General features: G+C 66.8%; 16 protein-coding genes. 9 read left to right on the top strand and 7 right to left on the bottom strand.

Annotated elements, in window-relative coordinates; genetic code table 11:
- The first annotated feature begins 47 nt into the window (after window positions 1–47).
- Window positions 48–731, top strand: coding sequence for an orotate phosphoribosyltransferase (locus GBZ48_RS24360; protein WP_014247028.1), 684 nt, complete (start codon window positions 48–50; stop codon window positions 729–731).
- A gap of 57 nt (window positions 732–788) precedes the next feature.
- Here the strand turns inward: GBZ48_RS24360 and GBZ48_RS24365 are convergent, their stop codons facing one another.
- From GBZ48_RS24365 to GBZ48_RS24385, 5 genes are all read right to left on the bottom strand, one after another.
- The gene (locus GBZ48_RS24365; RefSeq protein ID WP_174473380.1) at window positions 789–1,586 is read right to left on the bottom strand and encodes a galactosyltransferase-related protein; all 798 of its coding nucleotides are present in this window, start codon (window positions 1,584–1,586) and stop codon (window positions 789–791) included.
- Complete coding sequence (locus GBZ48_RS24370; RefSeq protein ID WP_174473381.1) at window positions 1,583–4,213, bottom strand: tetratricopeptide repeat protein; 2,631 nt, start codon at window positions 4,211–4,213, stop codon at window positions 1,583–1,585. Before GBZ48_RS24370 ends, GBZ48_RS24365 begins: the two co-directional genes overlap by 4 nt.
- A 67-nt stretch (window positions 4,214–4,280) precedes the next feature.
- Window positions 4,281–5,003 (bottom strand): hypothetical protein, encoded by a 723-nt coding sequence (locus GBZ48_RS24375; protein WP_174473382.1) that lies wholly within the window; start codon window positions 5,001–5,003, stop codon window positions 4,281–4,283.
- A 31-nt stretch (window positions 5,004–5,034) separates the two neighbouring features.
- Window positions 5,035–6,012: a glycosyltransferase family 10 domain-containing protein gene (locus tag GBZ48_RS24380; protein WP_174473383.1), complete on the bottom strand. Its 978-nt coding sequence runs from the start codon at window positions 6,010–6,012 to the stop codon at window positions 5,035–5,037.
- Window positions 6,013–6,263: 251 nt separating this feature from the next.
- On the bottom strand, window positions 6,264–7,136 hold the full coding sequence (locus tag GBZ48_RS24385) for a hypothetical protein (protein WP_174473384.1): 873 nt from the start codon (window positions 7,134–7,136) through the stop codon (window positions 6,264–6,266).
- A 244-nt stretch (window positions 7,137–7,380) separates the two neighbouring features.
- Between GBZ48_RS24385 and GBZ48_RS24390 the strand changes: the two genes are divergently transcribed.
- From GBZ48_RS24390 to GBZ48_RS24415, 6 genes are all read left to right on the top strand, one after another.
- Complete coding sequence (locus GBZ48_RS24390; RefSeq protein WP_209798357.1) at window positions 7,381–8,070, top strand: calcium-binding protein; 690 nt, start codon at window positions 7,381–7,383, stop codon at window positions 8,068–8,070.
- Window positions 8,071–8,373: 303 nt separating this feature from the next.
- Window positions 8,374–11,217, top strand: a complete 2,844-nt coding sequence (gene ileS, locus GBZ48_RS24395) for an isoleucine--tRNA ligase (RefSeq protein ID WP_174473386.1) — start codon at window positions 8,374–8,376, stop codon at window positions 11,215–11,217.
- 148 nt (window positions 11,218–11,365) lie between these two features.
- Window positions 11,366–11,869: a signal peptidase II gene (gene lspA / locus GBZ48_RS24400; protein ID WP_109452580.1), complete on the top strand. Its 504-nt coding sequence runs from the start codon at window positions 11,366–11,368 to the stop codon at window positions 11,867–11,869.
- A 106-nt stretch (window positions 11,870–11,975) separates the two neighbouring features.
- Window positions 11,976–12,569 carry a DUF3035 domain-containing protein gene (locus GBZ48_RS24405; RefSeq protein WP_174473387.1) on the top strand — a complete coding sequence of 198 codons (594 nt, stop codon included), beginning with the start codon at window positions 11,976–11,978 and terminating at the stop codon, window positions 12,567–12,569.
- 114 nt (window positions 12,570–12,683) lie between these two features.
- Complete coding sequence (locus GBZ48_RS24410) at window positions 12,684–14,081, top strand: M16 family metallopeptidase (protein WP_174473388.1); 1,398 nt, start codon at window positions 12,684–12,686, stop codon at window positions 14,079–14,081.
- Between the two features lie 2 nt (window positions 14,082–14,083).
- Window positions 14,084–15,463, top strand: coding sequence for a M16 family metallopeptidase (locus GBZ48_RS24415; RefSeq protein WP_174473389.1), 1,380 nt, complete (start codon window positions 14,084–14,086; stop codon window positions 15,461–15,463).
- A 41-nt stretch (window positions 15,464–15,504) separates the two neighbouring features.
- Here the strand turns inward: GBZ48_RS24415 and GBZ48_RS24420 are convergent, their stop codons facing one another.
- The gene (locus GBZ48_RS24420; RefSeq protein WP_174473390.1) at window positions 15,505–15,687 is read right to left on the bottom strand and encodes a hypothetical protein; all 183 of its coding nucleotides are present in this window, start codon (window positions 15,685–15,687) and stop codon (window positions 15,505–15,507) included.
- A 205-nt stretch (window positions 15,688–15,892) separates the two neighbouring features.
- On the opposite strand from GBZ48_RS24420, the gene pgi reads away from it, so the two are divergent.
- Both pgi and GBZ48_RS24430 read left to right on the top strand, forming a co-directional pair.
- A complete protein-coding gene (gene pgi, locus GBZ48_RS24425) occupies window positions 15,893–17,545 on the top strand; it encodes a glucose-6-phosphate isomerase (RefSeq protein ID WP_174473391.1) in 1,653 nt (550 codons plus the stop codon).
- A gap of 151 nt (window positions 17,546–17,696) precedes the next feature.
- The gene (locus tag GBZ48_RS24430) at window positions 17,697–17,948 is read left to right on the top strand and encodes a hypothetical protein (protein WP_109445327.1); all 252 of its coding nucleotides are present in this window, start codon (window positions 17,697–17,699) and stop codon (window positions 17,946–17,948) included.
- Window positions 17,949–17,952: 4 nt separating this feature from the next.
- Here the strand turns inward: GBZ48_RS24430 and GBZ48_RS24435 are convergent.
- Window positions 17,953–18,895: LysR substrate-binding domain-containing protein (locus GBZ48_RS24435; protein ID WP_343049649.1), on the bottom strand; the 943-nt coding region annotated here is incomplete at its 5' end.

An 18,895-nucleotide genomic window follows, 5' to 3' on the forward strand; every position in this document is an offset into this window, starting at 1 on the left:
AATGGGCATCCGCGCGATGCCATCCCGTTTTCCGGAGCCCTTCTTCCATGTCGACCCTGCCCGATCAGGCCACCATCGCCGCCACCGCGGCCAAGATCCTGCTGGAGATCAAGGCGCTGCACTTCAACGCCGAGACGCCCTTCATCTTCACCTCGGGTTGGGCCAGCCCGGTCTACACCGACTGCCGCCGCATCGTCTCCTTCCCGCGCGCCCGCAAGGCGCTGATGGATTTCGCCGTCGCCACCATCGAGCGCGAGATCGGCTATGAGGCCATCGACGCGGTGGCGGGCGGCGAGACCGCCGGCATCCCCTTCGCCGCCTGGATCGCCGACCGGCTGGAACTGCCGATGCAGTATGTGCGCAAGAAGCCGAAGGGCTTCGGCCGCAACGCCCAGATCGAGGGTCTGCTGACCGAGGGCCAGCGCGTCCTGCTAGTCGAGGATCTGGCGACCGACGGCAAGAGCAAGGAGAACTTCGTCACCGCGCTGCGCAACGGCGGCGCCCAGGTGACCGACACCTTCGTGATCTTCCACTACGGCATCTTCCCGCAGTCGAAGGTCAATATGGACGCCATCGGTGTGCGCCTGCACGCGCTGTGCACCTGGTGGGACGTGCTGAAGGTCGCCCGCGACAACCGCTATTTCGACGAGAACACCCTGTCGGAAGTCGAGAAGTTCCTGAACGACCCGGTCGGCTGGTCGTCGGCCCACGGCGGCAAGTCGAGCATGTGACGATATCGGGGGGGGGGCGGTGGAGCCGCCGCCCCCCCCGCGGATGTCAGGCGGATGTCAGGCGTGGGTGCCGTCCGCCGCCGCCTGTTCCGGCGTTGGGACATGGGCGAAGCGGACCCGGACGACCTCCCAACGGTCCTGCGCACCCTCGACGCACCCATCGCACGGCCTGCGGTCCAGCACCTCGAAGGACAGCGAGGACAAGCCGTCGCCGGCCGGGATCTTGCCGGAAGACCAAAGCCCCTGAAGCACGCGGCGGTTCACCAGGGAAATGGGGGATGGCGCCGCGTCCGGCGTGAAGCCGTCGTTGACATGGTCGAGCGGCTGGAAACGCCCCTTGCGCCGGCCGGTGGGGATGCGGCGCGCCCGAATGCGCAGTGAAAAGTCGAAATCCTCGTATCCCCAGCCCCAAAAGAGGTTGGAATAGCCGTCGATCTGCCGCATCGCCGCGTTCGGCATCAACAACGCGCCGCCCATCGTGCTTTCGAGGTTGGTCGTCACCGTGCGGTCCGAGCGTCCCGGCGCCACCGGGCGCTGCTCCGCCCCGTACCATAGGATCGGGGTGGGACAGTCGGCCCAGGAGTAATCGGCATCGACCGGCAGATAATCGATGTCGTGCAGGCAGACATAGTCGCTCCGCCCTTCGCCCAGCAGGAAGCCGGCATTCTTCAGCGCCCCACGGTTGAAGGGAAGCCCGGCCTCCTGTTCCAGGAAGGTGACGCGATAATCGATCGGCTGCGCCAGACGGTCGAAATACGCGCTCACCCAGGGAACGAACTGCCGGAGATGGTCTTCGCGATCCCGGTAGGGGACGACGATGTGCAGCCGCGCTGCTGTGCTCTCGCCGGTGGTCATGCGTTCTCCCCTCTTCCCTCCATGGCGGATGCCGGACCGCCGGCGTCCTCGGCCGTGACGGCGATCGGGCGCGGCGCCCCGCCGGCCCGGTGAATGTCCCACATCGCCCGGTAGGCCGCCTCCAGATGCCGGGTGAAGCGCGGCGTGTCGAACAGCGGGCAGACCGGCCGGTTGAGTGCCAGCCGCTGCCGCAGGTCGCGGAGCCGTCCGGGCGACCGGGCGAGCGCCACCGCCTTCGCCTCGTAGGCCTCCTGCCCGTCGACGATCAGTTCGGGCAATCCGCCCGCCCGCAGCAGGCTGGCCGCCACGCGCCCGGCGAAGGTCGTCCCGCGCCGGGTCAGCACCGGCAGGCCCGCCCACAGCGCGTCGCTGGCCGTCGTGTGGGCGTTGTAGGGAAGCGTGTCGAGGAACAAGTCGGCCAGCCGGTGCCGCGCCAGATGCTCCGCGTGCGGCAGGGGTTGGGCGAAGACGAGCCGGCGGGGATCGAGACCGCGGGCCTCGCCCTCGCGGCGCAGGTTGACCGCCACCTGGGGATCGCCAGCATAGAGCCACAGCACGCTGCCCGGCACCGCCGCCAGGATGCGCGCCCAGCCGTCGAACAAGGCGGGCGTCAGCTTGTAGGCGCTGTTGAAGCAACAGAAGACGAAACCGTCCTCGGGCAACCTGCAGTCCCTGCGTGTCGGCGTGGCCTCGGCGATGGCGCGCCGGCGGTCGTTGGGCTGATAGCAATCCGGCAGCCGCACCACCCGCTCGCTGAAGAATCCGTCCTCGCCCGGCGCGATCACCGTGGGATCGGCGACGATGTAGTCGACATAGCCCGCCCCCAGCGTTCCGGGATAGCCCAGCCAATTGACCTGCACCGGGGCGGGACGGGCCGCCAGGATCGAGGTGCGCGAGAAGGAGGTGAAGCCGGTCAGATCGACCAGGATGTCGATGCCGTCCGCCGCGATTGTCCGCGCCGCATCGGCGTCGGTGTGGCGGCGCAGGTCGACGAAGCGCTCGATCCCGCGTTGGAACCGCTGGCGCAGCGCGCTGCCGTCGTCGAAGCCGGTCGAATAGGCGGTAACGGCGAAGCGGGACCGATCATGGGTTTCCAGCGCATCGACCATCAGGTGGCCCATGGCATGCTCACGGAAATCCGACGACAGATAGCCGACCCGCAACCGCCCATCGTCTGCGGCCGCCACCGGCCGGGTGACGGTCCCGGCGCCGCGGGCCTTCGCCGCTGCCCAGCGGGCTGCGGCGAATTGCTGGTCGGCGAGGGTCGAGGCGCAGGACAGGACATCGAAGGGCGACACCCCCTCCGCCCCGGCGCGCACCTGCCGGAGAAGCTCCGCCTCCAGCCCGTCCAGATCGCGCCAGTCGCACAGAAGCCTCTGCTGATGCACGAGTTGGCCGAGGGCTGCGGCATGGCCGGGAACCAGCCGGAGGACCCGCCGGCAGGCGTCCACCGACTGCGTGCTCCAGCCGGCCATCGCGGCGGCCATCGCCAGATCGGCCTGGGCACCCGGCTCGCCGGGGGCCAGCGCCACCGCCTTGCGCAGAACGGCCACCGCGGCATCGGGGCGGACGCCCTCGGCCAGCACACTGCCCAGCCGCCGCCAGGCCTCGCCGTTCGCCGGGTGCCTGGCAAGCAGGGCCCGCAGGACCGCCAGCGCCCCGTCCGCTTCGCGCAGCCCCGACAGAGCCTGGGCCAGATTGATCTCGGCCACCGGAAAGTCCGGTTGCAGTTCCAGCGCCGCACGGTATTCGGCCACCGCTTCGCGCCAGCGTCCGAGTTCCTGCAAGGCGCTGGCGAGATTGTTGCGCGCCGCCGGGTTCAAAGGCTCCAGCCGAGCCGCGGCCGACGTGGCGCGCCATGCCTCCTCCAGGCGCCGCGCAGCACCGGCGGCATTGCCCAGGGCCAGCCAGTTGCGGGCACTCCCCGGATCGAGCGCGACCGCAAGACGGCCGGCGGCGAGCGCCTCCGCCGGGCGACCGCCGGCATCGAACAGACCGCTCAGATTGTGCCAGCAGTCGGCATCCTGCGGCGCAAGGCCGAGCGCCTTGCGGAAGGCGGCTTCCGCCTCGGCCCCCTGTCCGATGGCATGGAGGGCCACGCCCAGCTTGGACCAGGACGGCGCGTCGGCGGGATCGATCCGCGCCGCCTCGCGATGAGCGGCGGCGGCCTCCGCGAACCGGCCGAGGTCCTGAAGGGCGACGCCGAGGTTGTTGTGGACCTCTCCCAGATGGGAAAAGGTCGCCAGCACCTTGCGGTAATGGGGCTCGGCATCCTGCGGGCGCCCCTGCCGGTGCAGGGCCATCGCCAGACCGTAATGGGCGTCGGCCGATGCGGGGGCAACCCGCAGAGCGGCGCCATAGACCGTCGCCGCCGCATCCCAGCGGGCCATGCCGGCCATCGCCGCTCCGAAATCGAGATAGACCTCCAGGTCCTTGGCGATGGCCAGCGACTTCTGGAACAGGACCACCGCGTCGCCCGGGTTGCCCAGCCGCAACTCCACCACCCCCAGCCGGTGCAGGGCCGCCGGATTCTGCGGCTCGGCCCGCAGGGCGTCGAGGTAGCGGGCCCTGGCCTCCTCCAGCCTGCCGGCGTTTTCCGCCGCCACGGCACGGGCAAAACTGGTCATGCGCTGCTGCCGATCGCCGCTGGCGGTTGAAGGGAATGTACCGGGCTTCTCTCTGCCACAACCGGCCCTAGTCGCGCCAGCGCGTGTGTTCCATGATGCGGGGAATCCCGGCCGGACGGCTCCCGTCCCCCCATTGCGAGATGTCGGGAATGGTTGTCACGCGATGGCGGCGGCCGAGCAGGCTGAGGATGCTCTGGTCGTGGCGATGGTCGCGGAACTCCGGATAGTTCGGCAGGCCGCATTCGTTGGGCGCGTCGGTGATCAGCCGGGCATCCTGGGAAAGCCGCAGCCATTGCGCGACGAAGTCCATGGTTTCAGGCCCGCGTTCGCACAGGATGAAGCTGCCCATGATCTGCGGCGCCTCGACGACATCGGGCCGGTCCAGCCCCATGTAATGGAAACAGTCGCGCTTGGTCCAGACGCCGTTGCGGTGAGACTCTTCCAGCGTGAACAGCAGGATCGGCAGATCGCGCCGCTGCCGGCAAATCTCGATCAGCGGATCGACGCTGTGGACGAAATGGGCGCCGCTGTCGCTGTAGAACAGGATGTCGCCGTCCTTCAGAGTCTCGCGCAGCAGCCGGTCGATGAAGTAAGGCTTCCACAGCCAATAGCCGGCCCCGCGCGGCTGGTCCAGCACATGCCGGTTCCGCGATGCGAAAGCGGCATCGATGCGCTGGCGCCCCATCATTGCGACACCGTCGAAGCCGCCGGTCTCCATGCCGGTCTTGCCATTGTATTTCTGCGCCGTCGTGAAGGCACCGTCGGCATAATTCAACAACACCCGCCTCATCGCTCCACCTCCCCCACAGTCAAAGCCACAGTCAAAGACGGCTTTCGATCCATTCCGCCAGACGGTAGGCATCGAAGTGGAAATCCTCCGTGCCGAGGAAGGGCGGCGTGCTGCGATAGCGGCGGTAGGCGCCGTAATCGTCGTCGACGGCCAGGATGGCGTCGATGGCCTCCTCGTCGGAGGAGTATCGCGACACGTCGATGAAGCTGCCGGCCGCGACATCGCGCAGGACGCCGGGATCGCCCCAATAGAGCGGCACCGCACCGGCCTGGAAAACGTCCAGGATCTTCTCAGTCAGATAGCCGGGATGGCTTGCGTTTTCGAAGGCGAAGGCAAAGCGGTAGCGGGAGAACACCCGGATTTTCGGCAGCCAGCCCATCTTCACCACGCTGCCGGTGTTGTTCAGCAGCCAGCCCACCGACTCAACATGGCGCCGGGCGCTGAGCATGTGGAAGAAGTCGTTGCGGCGGGCGCAGTTGGGGTTCTTGTAGAGGAAGGCGCAGAATTTCCGCTCTGCGGCCTCCTCCCGCGACGGCGGCACGGGCGGCAGGACGGAATGGCAGAAATACGGCGCCGCCCCTTCGCGCAGATGGTCGTAGGCATGCATGACGTAGAGCGGAAGGCGGAAATGCCGGGGGTCGTCGATGCGGTCGAAAGACACCGACATATCGACACTGTCGAGCGGCGGCCGCACATTCTCACCGGTGAAGAACATGGACCGGGCCGTCCGCGCTTCCCGGTGACGGGTGCCGAACACGGAGATGATGGCAAGGTCGCTGTCGTTCTCGACCACCGACACCTCGAAGCGGGCGGACAGGATGTCCACGAAGAGGTTCGCGGACGGATCGAACTCCGGCCAGAAATCGAAGAAGGCAACCTTCAGGTGCGGCTTCGCCCCGCGCCGGCCACCGTCCGGTCCCTGCAGAAGGAAGCGGTCCAGAACCGCTGGATCCCTGTTGGGGGTGTCGAGGAACTCCGACAGGAAGACGCTGGTCCGCTGGTCGATCATGCCCGCCGATGCCCTTGCGCGTGCCGCATGCCCGGAACCGCCGTTCAGGTACTTCCCTGCCCCTTCGTCCGCGGCGCGAACACCCTAAGATTTACCACCACCCCGTGACCAGCGGTATTTTCGGACCCTGCCGTGCACCGGCGGGACATGGGCCGTCCTAATGGGCCGTCCTGGACCGCACCGCACACGCCGCCAATATTCCGCACCTCGCTTGTGGATATGGTCAGGCATTGCCTGGCTGACTGCCGCCGTCAGCCAGGCAGGTAGCGCCCAATCGTCTTCAGAATGCCGATCGCCGAAGTCTTGACCCGGTCGTCCATACCGAAGGAACGGACCGACGCCGCAACCGTGGCATTGCCATCTTCGGAACCGTCGGTGATCGCGAACAGGCTCCCCCCATCCTGCGCGCCCAGATTGGTCAGGTTGGAGAGCGCTCCATTCCTGATGGCTTTCATCGTTCCGGCCGTAGCCGGGTTCCCGTCCTTCAGGGCTACAAGGGAAAGTTTTCCATCGGGAACCTTCGCTCCGCGATCGAACGCAAGGTCCATGCGTTTCCCGAAGTCGGGATCGCCGACCGCAGTGACGCTCATGCCGAAGAGCCCGGTTCGCGATTGGGCGTCCACCTCCGTATCGTCCTTCAACAGGCCGCTCTGTTTCAGAATGTCAGGGATCGCCGGCTTCTGGAGGCCGTTCTCCTTGGCGAGATTATCCAGCATGGTATTCCCGGCTCCGCTGGTCGTGATGCTGACATTCTCACCCAGCCCGAACGTGCTCCGCGCCAGCGCGCTGAGCTTTTCCATGTAACGGCTGCTTTCTTCGGCGTGGCGCTGCATCGCCGGAACGATCTTGTCCATGTCCTTGACGGCGGCAGCGACACCGGAATTGGCGGCGGGCCCTGCTGCGAAAGCTTCCGCGCTGAGATCGACGCGCAAGGCACGGCTCGCCTGCTCGGAGAGGAACACCGTATCGACGGGGCCGGCGGCACGACCGCCATCGCTCCCATCGGTGTTGATTCCGGTTGAAGGCTTGGTTGCGGGAGAGGTCGGGGCAGCACCGTTCGCCGATCGGGAGATCAGCGCACTATTGACATCGTATCCCCCTTTTCCTGCTTTCAAGACATCCATTTATCCGCCCCCCTGAAAATTCCTCGGATCATTTATTCATAAAATATAATGCGAGTCAATTTCAACAAACAGCACCTCATCACCGCGATAAAGTCAAAAATCATCATTAATGCGCCACAATCCATCCCTTAGAATTCTAATCATTAGAAACATCAGTGATTTATGTATGTTGACTCTCTTTGCCAGATACAGAAATTTTACCTGTCAGCGTCAATGCGCCGGCCAATACATACTGGAGAATGACATGGCGTTTCAAACTCAATTGACCGAAAACAATGACTCCGTCCAAGTGCCGACATCCGGGGCTTATGTTGGCGACTGGAGAGTGTTCGCGCTCGGCGGCAATGATACGGTGATCGGATACACCGGAAACGACACGTTCTACGGCGGCTATGGCAATGATCGATTGAATGGCCTTCAAGGCAACGATGTCCTCTATGGTCAGGAAGACAACGACTGGCTCTGGGGAGATGACGGGAACGACTATCTGGATGGCGGCCCCGGAACGGACCAGCTTTTCGGCGGCAACGGAACCGACACGCTCCTGGGTGGCGGCGCTGCCGCCGGCATGTTCAACGCCGATCTTCTGCAAGGCGGTGCCGGCAATGATGTCTATTACCATGACTTCGCCACCGCCGGCGTCACAGTCATTGACGATGCCAGCGGAAATGAAGTGAACAACGGAGACGTTCTTTGGGCGGTTAACCTGCCGAGCAATCTCAAGATAAGCTTCGGCGCCGATCATTCGACCCTGTACCTCTACCAGGACGGGCAATGGAACGGCAGTGGGATCGACAATGGCATCGTCATCAAGAACGCCTTGAGGAACGACGGAACCGAATATGTCGGTACGATTGAGAACGCCTATTTCAACGGTTCCCAATACTCCAACTGGCTTCCGCTCGTTCACAGCGCCTGGAGCGCAGCGGTCTAAAAATCGGGCCACACCAGTTCAGCACCGACAGGTCGCCAAAAGAATGACCTCCGTCCTTCGGGCCTGACGATCGCCATGCCCGTGAGGATCGAAATCGCGGCGCGGCAGCAATGCCGCGCCGCATCCTTGACCGCACCGCGCACGCCGCTAATATCGCGCGCGATGACCGGCTTTCCGTGGATCCTTGCGCGAGACGCGCGAATTACCGGCCCGGCTCTCTGAGGAGGGCCGGGATCGAGACCTTATGTGTGTCGGGAGGCGGAAATCGCCGCCCGATCGTGACGCCTTCCCCAGGGATCCGATATGACCCGCGATTACAAATCGACCGTCTTCCTGCCCCGCACCGACTTCCCCATGCGCGGCGGCCTGCCGACCAAGGAGCCCGAGCTGCTGAAGCGCTGGGCCGAGATGGACCTGTTCGGCAAGCTGCGCGCCGGCGCCAAGGGCCGCAAGAAGTTCGTGCTGCATGACGGCCCGCCCTACGCCAACGGCAACATCCACATCGGCCATGCCGTCAACAAGATCCTGAAGGACGTCATCGTCCGCTTCCGCCAGATGCAGGGCTTCGACGCCGACTATGTCCCCGGCTGGGACTGCCACGGCCTGCCCATCGAGTGGAAGATCGAGGAGAAGTACCGCAAGGCCGGCAAGAACAAGGATGACGTGCCGCTCATCCAGTTCCGCGCCGAATGCCGCCAGTTCGCCGAGGAGTGGGTCGGCATCCAGGCCGCCGAGTTCCGCCGTCTGGGCGTGGAGGGCGACTGGAAGCAGCCCTACGCCACCATGACCTTCCCGGCCGAGGCGCAGATCGTCCGCGAGATCCACAAGTTCGCGGTCAACGGCGGCCTCTACAAGGGCTTCAAGCCGGTGATGTGGTCGGTGGTCGAGAAGACCGCGCTGGCCGACGCCGAGGTGGAATACCACGACCACACCTCCACCACAGTCTTCGCCCGCTTCCCCGTCTGGGGGTCGTCGGCGCCGGAGGTGGACGAGGCCAGCATCGTCATCTGGACGACCACCCCCTGGACCCTGCCGGGCAACCGCGCCATCGCCTATGGCGACGAGATCGAATACGCGACCTTCAAGGTCACGGCGGTCGCCGAGGGCAGCAAGGCGGTGGTCGGCGAGCGCCTCGTGCTCGCCACCGCGCTGGCCGAGAGTGTGCTGAAGGAGACCGGCATCACCGAGTGGAAGCAACTGCACCGTTTCCCCGGCTCGCGGCTCGCCGGCACCTATTGCCGCCATCCGCTGAACGGCAAGGGCTACGACTTCAAGGTGCCGCTGCTGGCCGGCGACTTCGTGACGACCGATGCCGGTTCGGGCTTCGTCCACATCGCCCCCGGCCATGGCGAGGACGACTTCCGCCTGGGCCAGGCCAACGGCATCGAGGTGCCGCAGACGGTGGGCGAGGACGGGCGCTATTACGCCCACGTCCCGCTGTTCGCCGGGCTGGCCGTCTACACCGACCAGGGCAAGACCGGCCCCGCCAACAAAGCGGTGCTGGAGGCGTTCGAGGAGTGCGGATCGCTGCTGGCCAGCAACCGCATCAAGCACAGCTATCCGCACAGCTGGCGCTCCAAGGCGCCGCTGATCTTCCGCACCACGCCGCAGTGGTTCATCTCGATGGAGACGAACGACCTGCGCAAGGTGGCCTTGCAGGCGATCTCCGACACCCGCTGGGTCCCGTCGCAGGGCGAGAACCGCATCCGTTCGATGATCGAGAGCCGTCCGGACTGGTGCATCAGCCGCCAGCGCGCCTGGGGCGTGCCGATCGCGCTGTTCGTCCGCAAGTCGACCGGCGAGATCCTGCGCGACGAGGCGGTGTTCGCCCGCATCGCCGACATCTTCCAGCAGGAGGGTGCCGACGCCTGGTTCGCCCGCGACCCGCAGGATTTCCTCGGCAACAGCTACTCCGCCGAGGATTTCGAGCAGGTCAAGGACATCGTCGACGTCTGGTTCGAGTCGGGCTCCTCGCACGCCTTCGTGCTGGAGCAGCGGCTGGAGGAGCTGGCCTGGCCGGCCGACCTCTATCTGGAAGGCTCCGACCAGCATCGCGGCTGGTTCCATTCCTCGCTGCTGGAAAGCTGCGGCACCCGCGGCCGGGCGCCCTACAACGCGGTGCTGACCCACGGCTTCGTGCTGGACGAGCAGGGCCGCAAGATGTCCAAGTCGCTGGGCAATGTGGTGGCCCCGCAGGAGGTCTGCGACCAGTATGGCGCCGACATCCTGCGCCTGTGGATCATCAACTCCGACTATTCGGAGGATCTCCGCATCGGCAAGGAGATCATCAAGACCCAGGCCGACCTCTACCGCCGCCTGCGCAACACGCTGCGCTACCTGCTGGGCGCGCTCGCCGACTACACCCCGGCCGAGCGGATCGACGCCGCCGAGATGCCGGAGCTGGAGCGCTGGGTCCTGCACCGCCTGTCGGAGCTGGACACGCTGGTCCGCGAGAAGGTCGAGGCTTACGACTTCCACGCCCTGTTCGTGGCCCTGCACAACTTCTGTGCGGTGGAGCTGTCGGCCTTCTACTTCGACGTCCGCAAGGACAGCCTCTATTGCGATCCGGTCGATTCGGTGCGCCGCCGGTCGGTGCGGACGGTGATGGAGCATCTGTTCTCCAACCTGACCGCCTGGCTGGCTCCGATCCTCTGCTTCACCGCGGAGGAGGCGTGGCTCGCCCGGCCGGAAGGCCTGACGGACGGTGCGGGCTGGACCGACGAGAGCGTGCATCTGCGCGGCTTCCCGGAGGTGCCGGCGGAGTGGCGCAACGACGCGCTGGCATCCAAGTGGGAGGCGGTGCGCACCGTCCGCCGCGTGGTCACCGGCGCCCTGGAGCTGGAGCGCGCCAACAAGACCATCGGCTCGTCCCTCCAGGCCGATCCGACGGTCTTCGTCGACTCCGCGACCAAGGCCCTGCTGGCCGATGTCGATTTCCAGGACGTCTGCATCACCTCGGCCATCGAGGTGACGGACGCCGCGGCGCCGGAGGGGGCCTTCACCCTGGCCGACGTCCCCGGCATCGCCGTCGCCCCGGCTTTGGCCGAAGGCGAGAAATGCGAGCGCTGCTGGAAGGTTCTGGAGGAGGTCGGCACGGTCCACGACCATCCGACGCTCTGCATCCGCTGCTCCGACGCGGTGGCATGAGGCAAGTCGTCACAATCGCGGCTCTATCCCCTCTCCCCCCCGGGGAGAGGGTTAGGGTGAGGGGGATCCGCCTGCCGGATGCTCCTCGCCGCGCATCCTCCTCACCCCGACCCTCTCCCCGGGGGGGAGAGGGAGGATGTGTGGGCACATGAACGCCTTCGTCGCCAACCAATCCCGGTCCTACTGGCTGTTCGGGCTGATCGTCGCCGTACTGGTGGTGGTCCTCGACCAGGGCAGCAAGTGGTGGATCCTCGAGCAGGTCATGCAGCCGGTGCCGCATGTTATCGAGGTGACCCCCTTCTTCAACCTCGTGCTGGTGTGGAACTACGGCGTCAGCTTCGGCACCTTCGCCAGTGGCGGGGCGCTGATGCCCTACATCCTGAGCGCCATCGCGGCGGTGATCGCCGTCTGCCTGGTCTTCTGGCTGCGGCAGGCGGAACGCCGTCTGATCGCCCTGGCGCTGGGCTTCATCATCGGCGGGGCGGTCGGCAACGTGGCCGACCGGATGCTGCACGGGGCGGTGGTCGATTTCCTCGATTTCCATGTCGGCGGCTGGCATTTCTGGGCCTTCAACGTGGCCGACAGCGGAATCAGCGTCGGCGTCGTGCTGCTGCTGATCGACGGACTGTTCGCGGGCCGCGAAAAGTCGTAAGAGTTCCGTCGCCGGTGGCGTTATAACCGCTGGCGAGCACTGACCATGCGGCCTCGACCTTCGGGCCGGGTCGCTACGACGTGACAGACGACGGGATCCTCCGAACGTGACCAGCATCTCCTCCGCCCTCTCCTTTCCCCGGACTCGGCTCCCGCTCATCGGGCTGGCGCTTGCGGCGTTGACGCTCGCCGGCTGCTCGGATGTGCGCCGGTCCATCGGTCTCGACCGCCAGAGCCCCGACGAGTTCTCCGTCGTTTCCCGCGCTCCGCTGACCCTGCCGCCCAGCATGCAGGACCTGCCGAAGCCGCGTCCGGGTGCCGCCCGTCCGCAGGACAGCACCCCGACCCAGATGGCCGCCGGCGCCGTGTTCGGCGGCTCCTCGCGTGGCGCCAAGGCTGCTGCGGCAGGCGCAACGGCGGGCGAGAAGTCGCTGGTCGCCCAGGCTTCGGCCCGCGACGGCATCGACCCGAACATCCGCGCCAAGGTCGATCAGGAAACCACCCAGCTGATCGTCGCCGACAAGAGCTGGATCGATTCGCTCCTGTTCTGGCAGACCCAGCAGCCGCCCGTCTCCGTCGTCGATCCGGCCAAGGAGCAGCAGCGCCTGCGCGAGGCCCAGGCCCAGGGCAAGGCGCTGGACGGGGCTGCCACCCCGACGATCGAGCGCAAGCGCAAGGCGCCTCTGGAAGGCCTGTTCTAAGCCCGGGCCGTTCGTTCGGTCTTGTCCAAGACACGACATCACACCAGTTTCCGGGGGCGCCCTTCCCAGCGAAGGGCGCCCTTTCGATTCGGTCCTCCTGATCCGGGAGCCCTCATGCCCGCCTGCATTCCAGCCCGCCGCCTCGCCGCGGCAGGACTTCTCGCCTTGACGATGACCGTCGCGGCGCCCCTGGCACCGATTCCGCTCGCCCCCCTGCCCGCCCATGCGGCGGAAAAGGGAGTGTTCTTCCCCGAGAGCTTCACCCTGTCCAACGGCATGCAGGTGGTGGTCATCCCGAACCACCGCGTGCCGGTCGTGACCCACATGGTCTGGTACAAGGTGGGCGCCGCCGACGAGGAGCGCGGCCAGTCCGGCATCGCCCATTTCCTCGAACATTTGATGTTCAAGGGGACCGATGCGATCCAGCCCGGCGAGTTCAGCCGGATCATCGCCAAGAACGGCGGGCGCGACAACGCCTTCACCAGCTACGACTATACCGCCTATTATCAGAACGTCGCCCGCGACCGGCTGGAGATGGTGATGCGGATGGAGTCCGACCGCATGGCCAACCTCAAGCTGACCGATACCGTGGTCTATCCCGAACGCGACGTCATCATCGAGGAGCGGCGCCAGCGCATCGAAAACGAGCCGGCCGACCGCATCGGCGAGCAGATCAACGCCACCCTCTTCGTCCACCACCCCTACGGCACCCCGGTGATCGGCTGGCCGCAGGAGATGTCGGCGCTGACGCGGGAGATGGCGGAGCGTTTCTACAAGACGTGGTACACCCCCAACAACGCCATCCTGGTGGTGTCCGGCGACGTCACCGCGGCGGAGCTGAAGCCGCTGGCCGAGCGCTATTACGGCGCCATCGCCGCCCGCCCGGTACCGGAACGCAAGCGGGTAACCGAACCGCCGCTGACCTCCTCCCGTCAGGTGGTCCTGCGTGACGAGGAGGTGCGGCAGCCCTCGGTCCGCCGCATCTGGACCGCCCCGTCCTACCGCCTCGACCAGACCGGCCAGGCCTATGCCTTGCAGGTGCTGGCCGAGATCATGAGCGGCGGCACCACGTCGCGCCTCTACCGCAGCTTGGTGGTGGACCAGAAGCTCGCCACCTCGGCCTGGCTCGGCTACGGGCCGACCGCCTGGGACATGGCGACGCTCAGCGTCGGCGCCAGCCCGGCCGCCGGCGTGCCGATGGACAAGCTCGAATCGGCGCTGTGGGCCGAGGTCGACAAGCTGCTGAAATCCGGCGTGACGGAGGAGGAGGTCGCCACCGCGCGCAAGCGCATGCTGGCCTCGGCGGCCTATGCCCGCGACAGCCTGACCGGACCGGCCCAGACGCTGGGTGCGGCGCTTGCCACCGGCCAGAGCATCGACGACGTGGAGAACTGGCCGGTGCGCATCGACGCCGTCACCGCCGATCAGGTCAATGCTGCCGCCCGCGCCGTGCTGAGCCAGACCAACCACGTCACCGGCCTGCTGCTGCCCCCGACCGGAAAGGACAGTTGAGGATGAGCGTGTTTCACGATGTTTCATCCGCCCGCGGACTTCCCCCCATCCGCTTGGCGGTCGTGGCGTTCTTCCTGACGGCAGCCGCCCTTCTTTCGCCCGCCCAGGCCATGGACATCAAGCGGGTGGTCAGCCCTGGCGGGATCGAGGCGTGGCTGGTCGAGGACCACAAGGTGCCGGTCCTGGCGCTGGAATGGGTCTTCGACGGGGCCGGCGGCACCGACCCCAAGGGCAAGGAAGGGCTGGCGAACATCGCCTCCACCATGCTGGACGAGGGTGCCGGACCGTACGACTCCCAGACCTTCCAGGCGCGCCTGCAGGACAAGGCCATCGCGCTCGGCTTCGAGTCCGGGCGCGACGGCTTCAGTGGCTCGATGCGCACCCTGGCCGACAACCGTGACGAGGCGCTGGAGCTGACCCGGCTCGCCCTGACCGAGCCGCATTTCGCGCCCGAGGCGCTCGACCGCATGCGCGCCTCCGTCATGGCCAGCCTTAGGCGCGATCTCGCCGACCCCAACTATGTCGCGCGGCGCCAGTTCTACGCCACCGCCTTCCCCGACCACCCCTATGGCGGCGAGGGTCGCGGCAGCTTGGAAAGCCTGCCGGCCATCACCCCCGACGACCTGCGCGCCTTCGTGAAGGGGCAGTTCGGCCGCGACCGGCTGGTGGTGGCGGCAACCGGCGACATCTCGCCGGAAGACCTGGGCAAGGCGCTGGACAAGGTGTTCGGCGGGCTGCCGGCCAAGACCGAGGCGAAGCCGATCCCCGACGTGACGATGTCCGGGCTGGGCCAGACCATCCTGCTGCCGCGCCCGACCGCGCAGACGGTGATGCTGATGGGCCAGCCGGGAGTGAAGCGCGACGATCCCGACTGGTACGCCGCCACGGTGATGAACTATGTGCTGGGCGGCGGCGGCTTCGGTTCGCGCCTGATGGAAGAGGTGCGCGAGAAGCGCGGCCTCAGCTATGGCGTCTACAGCTACCTGATCCCGATGGACCATACCGCGCTGGTGATGGCGGGCGGCTCCACCGTCAACGCCAAGGCCGGCCAGGCGCTGGACATCATGCGCCAGGAATGGGCGCGCATGGCCAAGGACGGCCTGACCGACCAGGAGATGGCCGACGCCAAGACCTACCTGACCGGCTCCTTCCCGCTGCAACTCGGCTCGACCCAGGCCATCGCCCGCATCCTGTTGCAGGTGAAGCGCGACAATCTCGGCATCGACTACCTGAACCAGCGCGACCGTTACATCAACGCGGTGAGCCAGGAGGATATCAAGCGGGTAGCCCGGCGCCTGCTCGACCCGGCCAAGCTGCTGACCGTGCTGGTCGGCAAGCCGGAGGGCGTGACGCCGACGCGGACCATCGAAGGCGGAAGCTGAGTGAACCGGGGGTGTCGGCTGACGACACCCCCAGCCTCTCCTCACGCCAAATCCGGCTGGCTCCCCGGAAAGCGCGGATCGCTCGGATCGACCGGGCTGCCCGGCACCTTGCCGGGAATGATCCCGACCTGATCCGGCAGCATCGCATCGTCGCGGTCGCGTTGCTCCTCCCGCTCTTCCAGCGGCGGAGCAACAGGCTTGTCCGTGGCAGGCTTGTCCGACATGCTGTCCTCCTGTCGCAGTTCTGCAAAGACCACAACACCCGACCGCGGTGCCCGGTTGCACCCTGGCCGCCCCGCATAGGCCGATAAGCAGCGCCGACCGCCGCGTTTTGGCCCGTGGCCGCGGCAGGCGGTCGGTGTTAGGCTCCGCACGCCCCGCAGATGGGCCGCGTCAAAGGACCGATGACGTCAAGGAGTCCAAAGCATCATGACCGCGCTGACCCGTTCCCCCGCCTGGGCCGCCCTTGCCCACCACCGCCAGGACATGGCCGGCACGCACATGCGTGACCTGTTCGCCGCCGATCCAGGCCGGTTCAAAGCCTTCTCGATGGAAGCCGCGGGGCTGTTCCTCGACTATTCGAAGAACCGCATCACGCAGGACACGGTCCGCCTGCTGCTCGACCTCGCGCGTCAACAGGATGTCGAGGGGGCGCGTGCCCGCATGTTCGGCGGCGAGCCGATCAACCTCACGGAAAAGCGCGCGGTCCTGCACACCGCCCTGCGCAACCGTTCCGACCGCGCCGTCACCGTCGATGGCCGCGACGTGATGCCGGGCGTGCGTGCGGTGCTGGAGCGGATGGACGCCTTCGCCAACTCGGTGCGCGACGGCGAGTGGCGCGGCTACACCAGCCAGCCGATCACCGACGTGGTGAACATCGGCATCGGCGGTTCCGACCTCGGCCCCGTCATGGCGACGGAGGCGCTGAAGCCCTTCGCCCATGCCCATGTGGCGCTGCATTACGTCTCCAACGTCGACGGCACCCATCTGGCCGAACAGCTGAAATGGCTGGATCCGGAGACCACGCTGTTCGTCATCGCGTCCAAGACCTTCACGACGCAGGAAACGCTGACCAACGCCCATTCCGCCCGCCGCTGGTTCCTGGAGACCGCGCAGGACGAGGCGCATGTCGCCAAGCATTTCGTCGCCGTCTCCACCAACGAGGCGGAGGTGCGCAAGTTCGGCATCGACCCGGCCAACATGTTCGGCTTCTGGGATTGGGTCGGCGGCCGTTATTCGCTGTGGTCGGCCATCGGCCTGCCGATCATGATCGCCATCGGCCCGGAACGCTTCTCCGAGATGCTGGCCGGCGCCCATGCGATGGACGAGCATTTCCAGACTGCGCCGCTCGAGCGCAACATGCCGGTGCTGCTGGCCCTGCTGGGCGTCTGGTACCGCAATTTCTGGGACGCCTCGTCCTACGCGGTGCTGCCCTACGACCAGTATCTGCACCGCTTCCCCGCTTATCTCCAGCAGCTGGACATGGAGAGCAACGGCAAGTCGGTGACCCGCGGCGGCGAGCCGGTGGATTGCCAGACCGGTCCGGTGCTGTTCGGGGAGCCCGGCACCAACGGCCAGCACGCCTTCTACCAGCTGATCCACCAGGGCACTTCGCTGATCCCCTGCGACTTCGTGGCGGCGGCGACCACCCACAACCCGATCGGGGCGGAGGCCGGCGCCCATCACCGCATCCTGCTGTCCAACGTCTTCGCCCAGGCCGAGGCGCTGATGCGCGGCAAGACCGCCGACGAGGTGCGGGCGGAGATGACCAAGGCCGGCAAGCCGGCGGCGGAGGTGGAGGCGCTGGTCCCCCACCGCGTCTTCCCCGGCAACCGCCCGTCCAACACCATCCTGATGCAAAGCCTGACCCCGGCGACGCTGGGCGCCCTGATCGCGCTGTACGAGCACAAGGTCTTCGTCCAGGGCATCGTCTGGGACATCAACAGCTTCGACCAGTGGGGCGTGGAGTTGGGCAAGCAACTGGCCAACACCATCCTGCCGGAGATGGAGGTTGGGCCTGCCGAGGGGGCACATGACAGCTCCACCACCGGGCTGATGGCGTGGTGGCGAGCGCACCAGTGAGGGCAAGTTCGCGTCACGCCCAATAATTGTATGTATACGACCGCTATCGGGCGGAGCAGACTCCCTCCGATAGCGTTCGGAACATTGCGACCTCATTCCGGTTGAAGAGGGAAACGGTCTATGCACCATCCAACTTCAGCGGAGCAGCCACATGTCCACCCGTTTACGCCTCGCCATCCTGATCTACGGCATGATCCAGGGTGTGGTCTTCGGCATCGGCACCGTCCTGGTCCTGGGCATCCCCAGCTTTTCCGAACAGGCGATGACGCTGATGCCGACCGTGGTGATCCTCAGCGTCATCCTTGCCGCTCCCATCGCCTGGTTCATGGCGCCGCGGCTGCGGCTGCGCTTCTGGCAGCAGCGGGAACGTCAACAGGCCCCGCGCCGCGTCACCCTGTCCTGACGGCTCAGCCTGCCGCCTCTTCCGCGACCATGGCGAACAGCCAGTCGCGGAAGGCGCGCATGGTCGGCGTTTCCGGCCGGGATTTCAGCGAGGTCAGCCAATAGGCGCCTTTGCAGACGGTAACGGCGAAGGGCTGCTCGATCAGCCCCACGGCCAGCGGCCGGCGGAACATCGCCACCGGAGCCAATGCCACCCCCGCCCCCTGGATCGCCGCCTCCACCATCAGGGACGAGGAGTCGAAGACCGGCCCCTTGACCGGCGGCATCGCCGACGGCTCCATCCCGGCAGCGGCAAACCAGCCCGGCCATTCGTCGGACCGGTAGGAGCGCAGCAGGGTCTCGCGCCCGACATCGCCGGGTTCGCGCAGTCGCCGGGCGATCTCCGGCGCGCACAGCACCGACAGCGGCGCATCGAACAGATGAACGGCATCGGTGCCGTGCCACGCGCCGTCACCGAAGCGGATGGCGTAGTCCAGCCCCTCCGCCGCGATATCGACGCGGTTGTTGTTTGTGGACAGGCGCAGGTCGACGAAGGGATGCGCCTCGCGGAAGCGCGTCAACCGCGGCAGCAGCCAGCCGACGGCAAAGGTGCCGACGGCGCCGACCGTCAGGACCTCGCGGAACCGCCCGCCCTCGAACTGGTCGAGCAGCCCGCCGATGCGATCGAACGCCTCCTCCAGCGTCGGCAGCAGAGCCCTCCCCTCGTCGGTCAGGGCGAGGCCGCGCGGCAGGCGATGGAACAGGCTGGCGCCCAGCCGCTCCTCCAGCAGCTTGACCTGATGGCTGACGGCAGCCTGGGTCACGCACAGCTCGATGGCCGCGCGGGTGAAGCTGAGATGTCGTGCCGACGCCTCGAAGGCACGCAGGGCGTTCAGCGGCAGATAGGGGCGGACCAAAATTTCCCCCGGACGATGCGTGATGCCGGAGGGCGGTCCCTTATACACATCT

It is taken from the genome of Azospirillum melinis, from assembly GCF_013340935.1.
In the GTDB taxonomy this organism is placed as follows: domain Bacteria; phylum Pseudomonadota; class Alphaproteobacteria; order Azospirillales; family Azospirillaceae; genus Azospirillum; species Azospirillum melinis.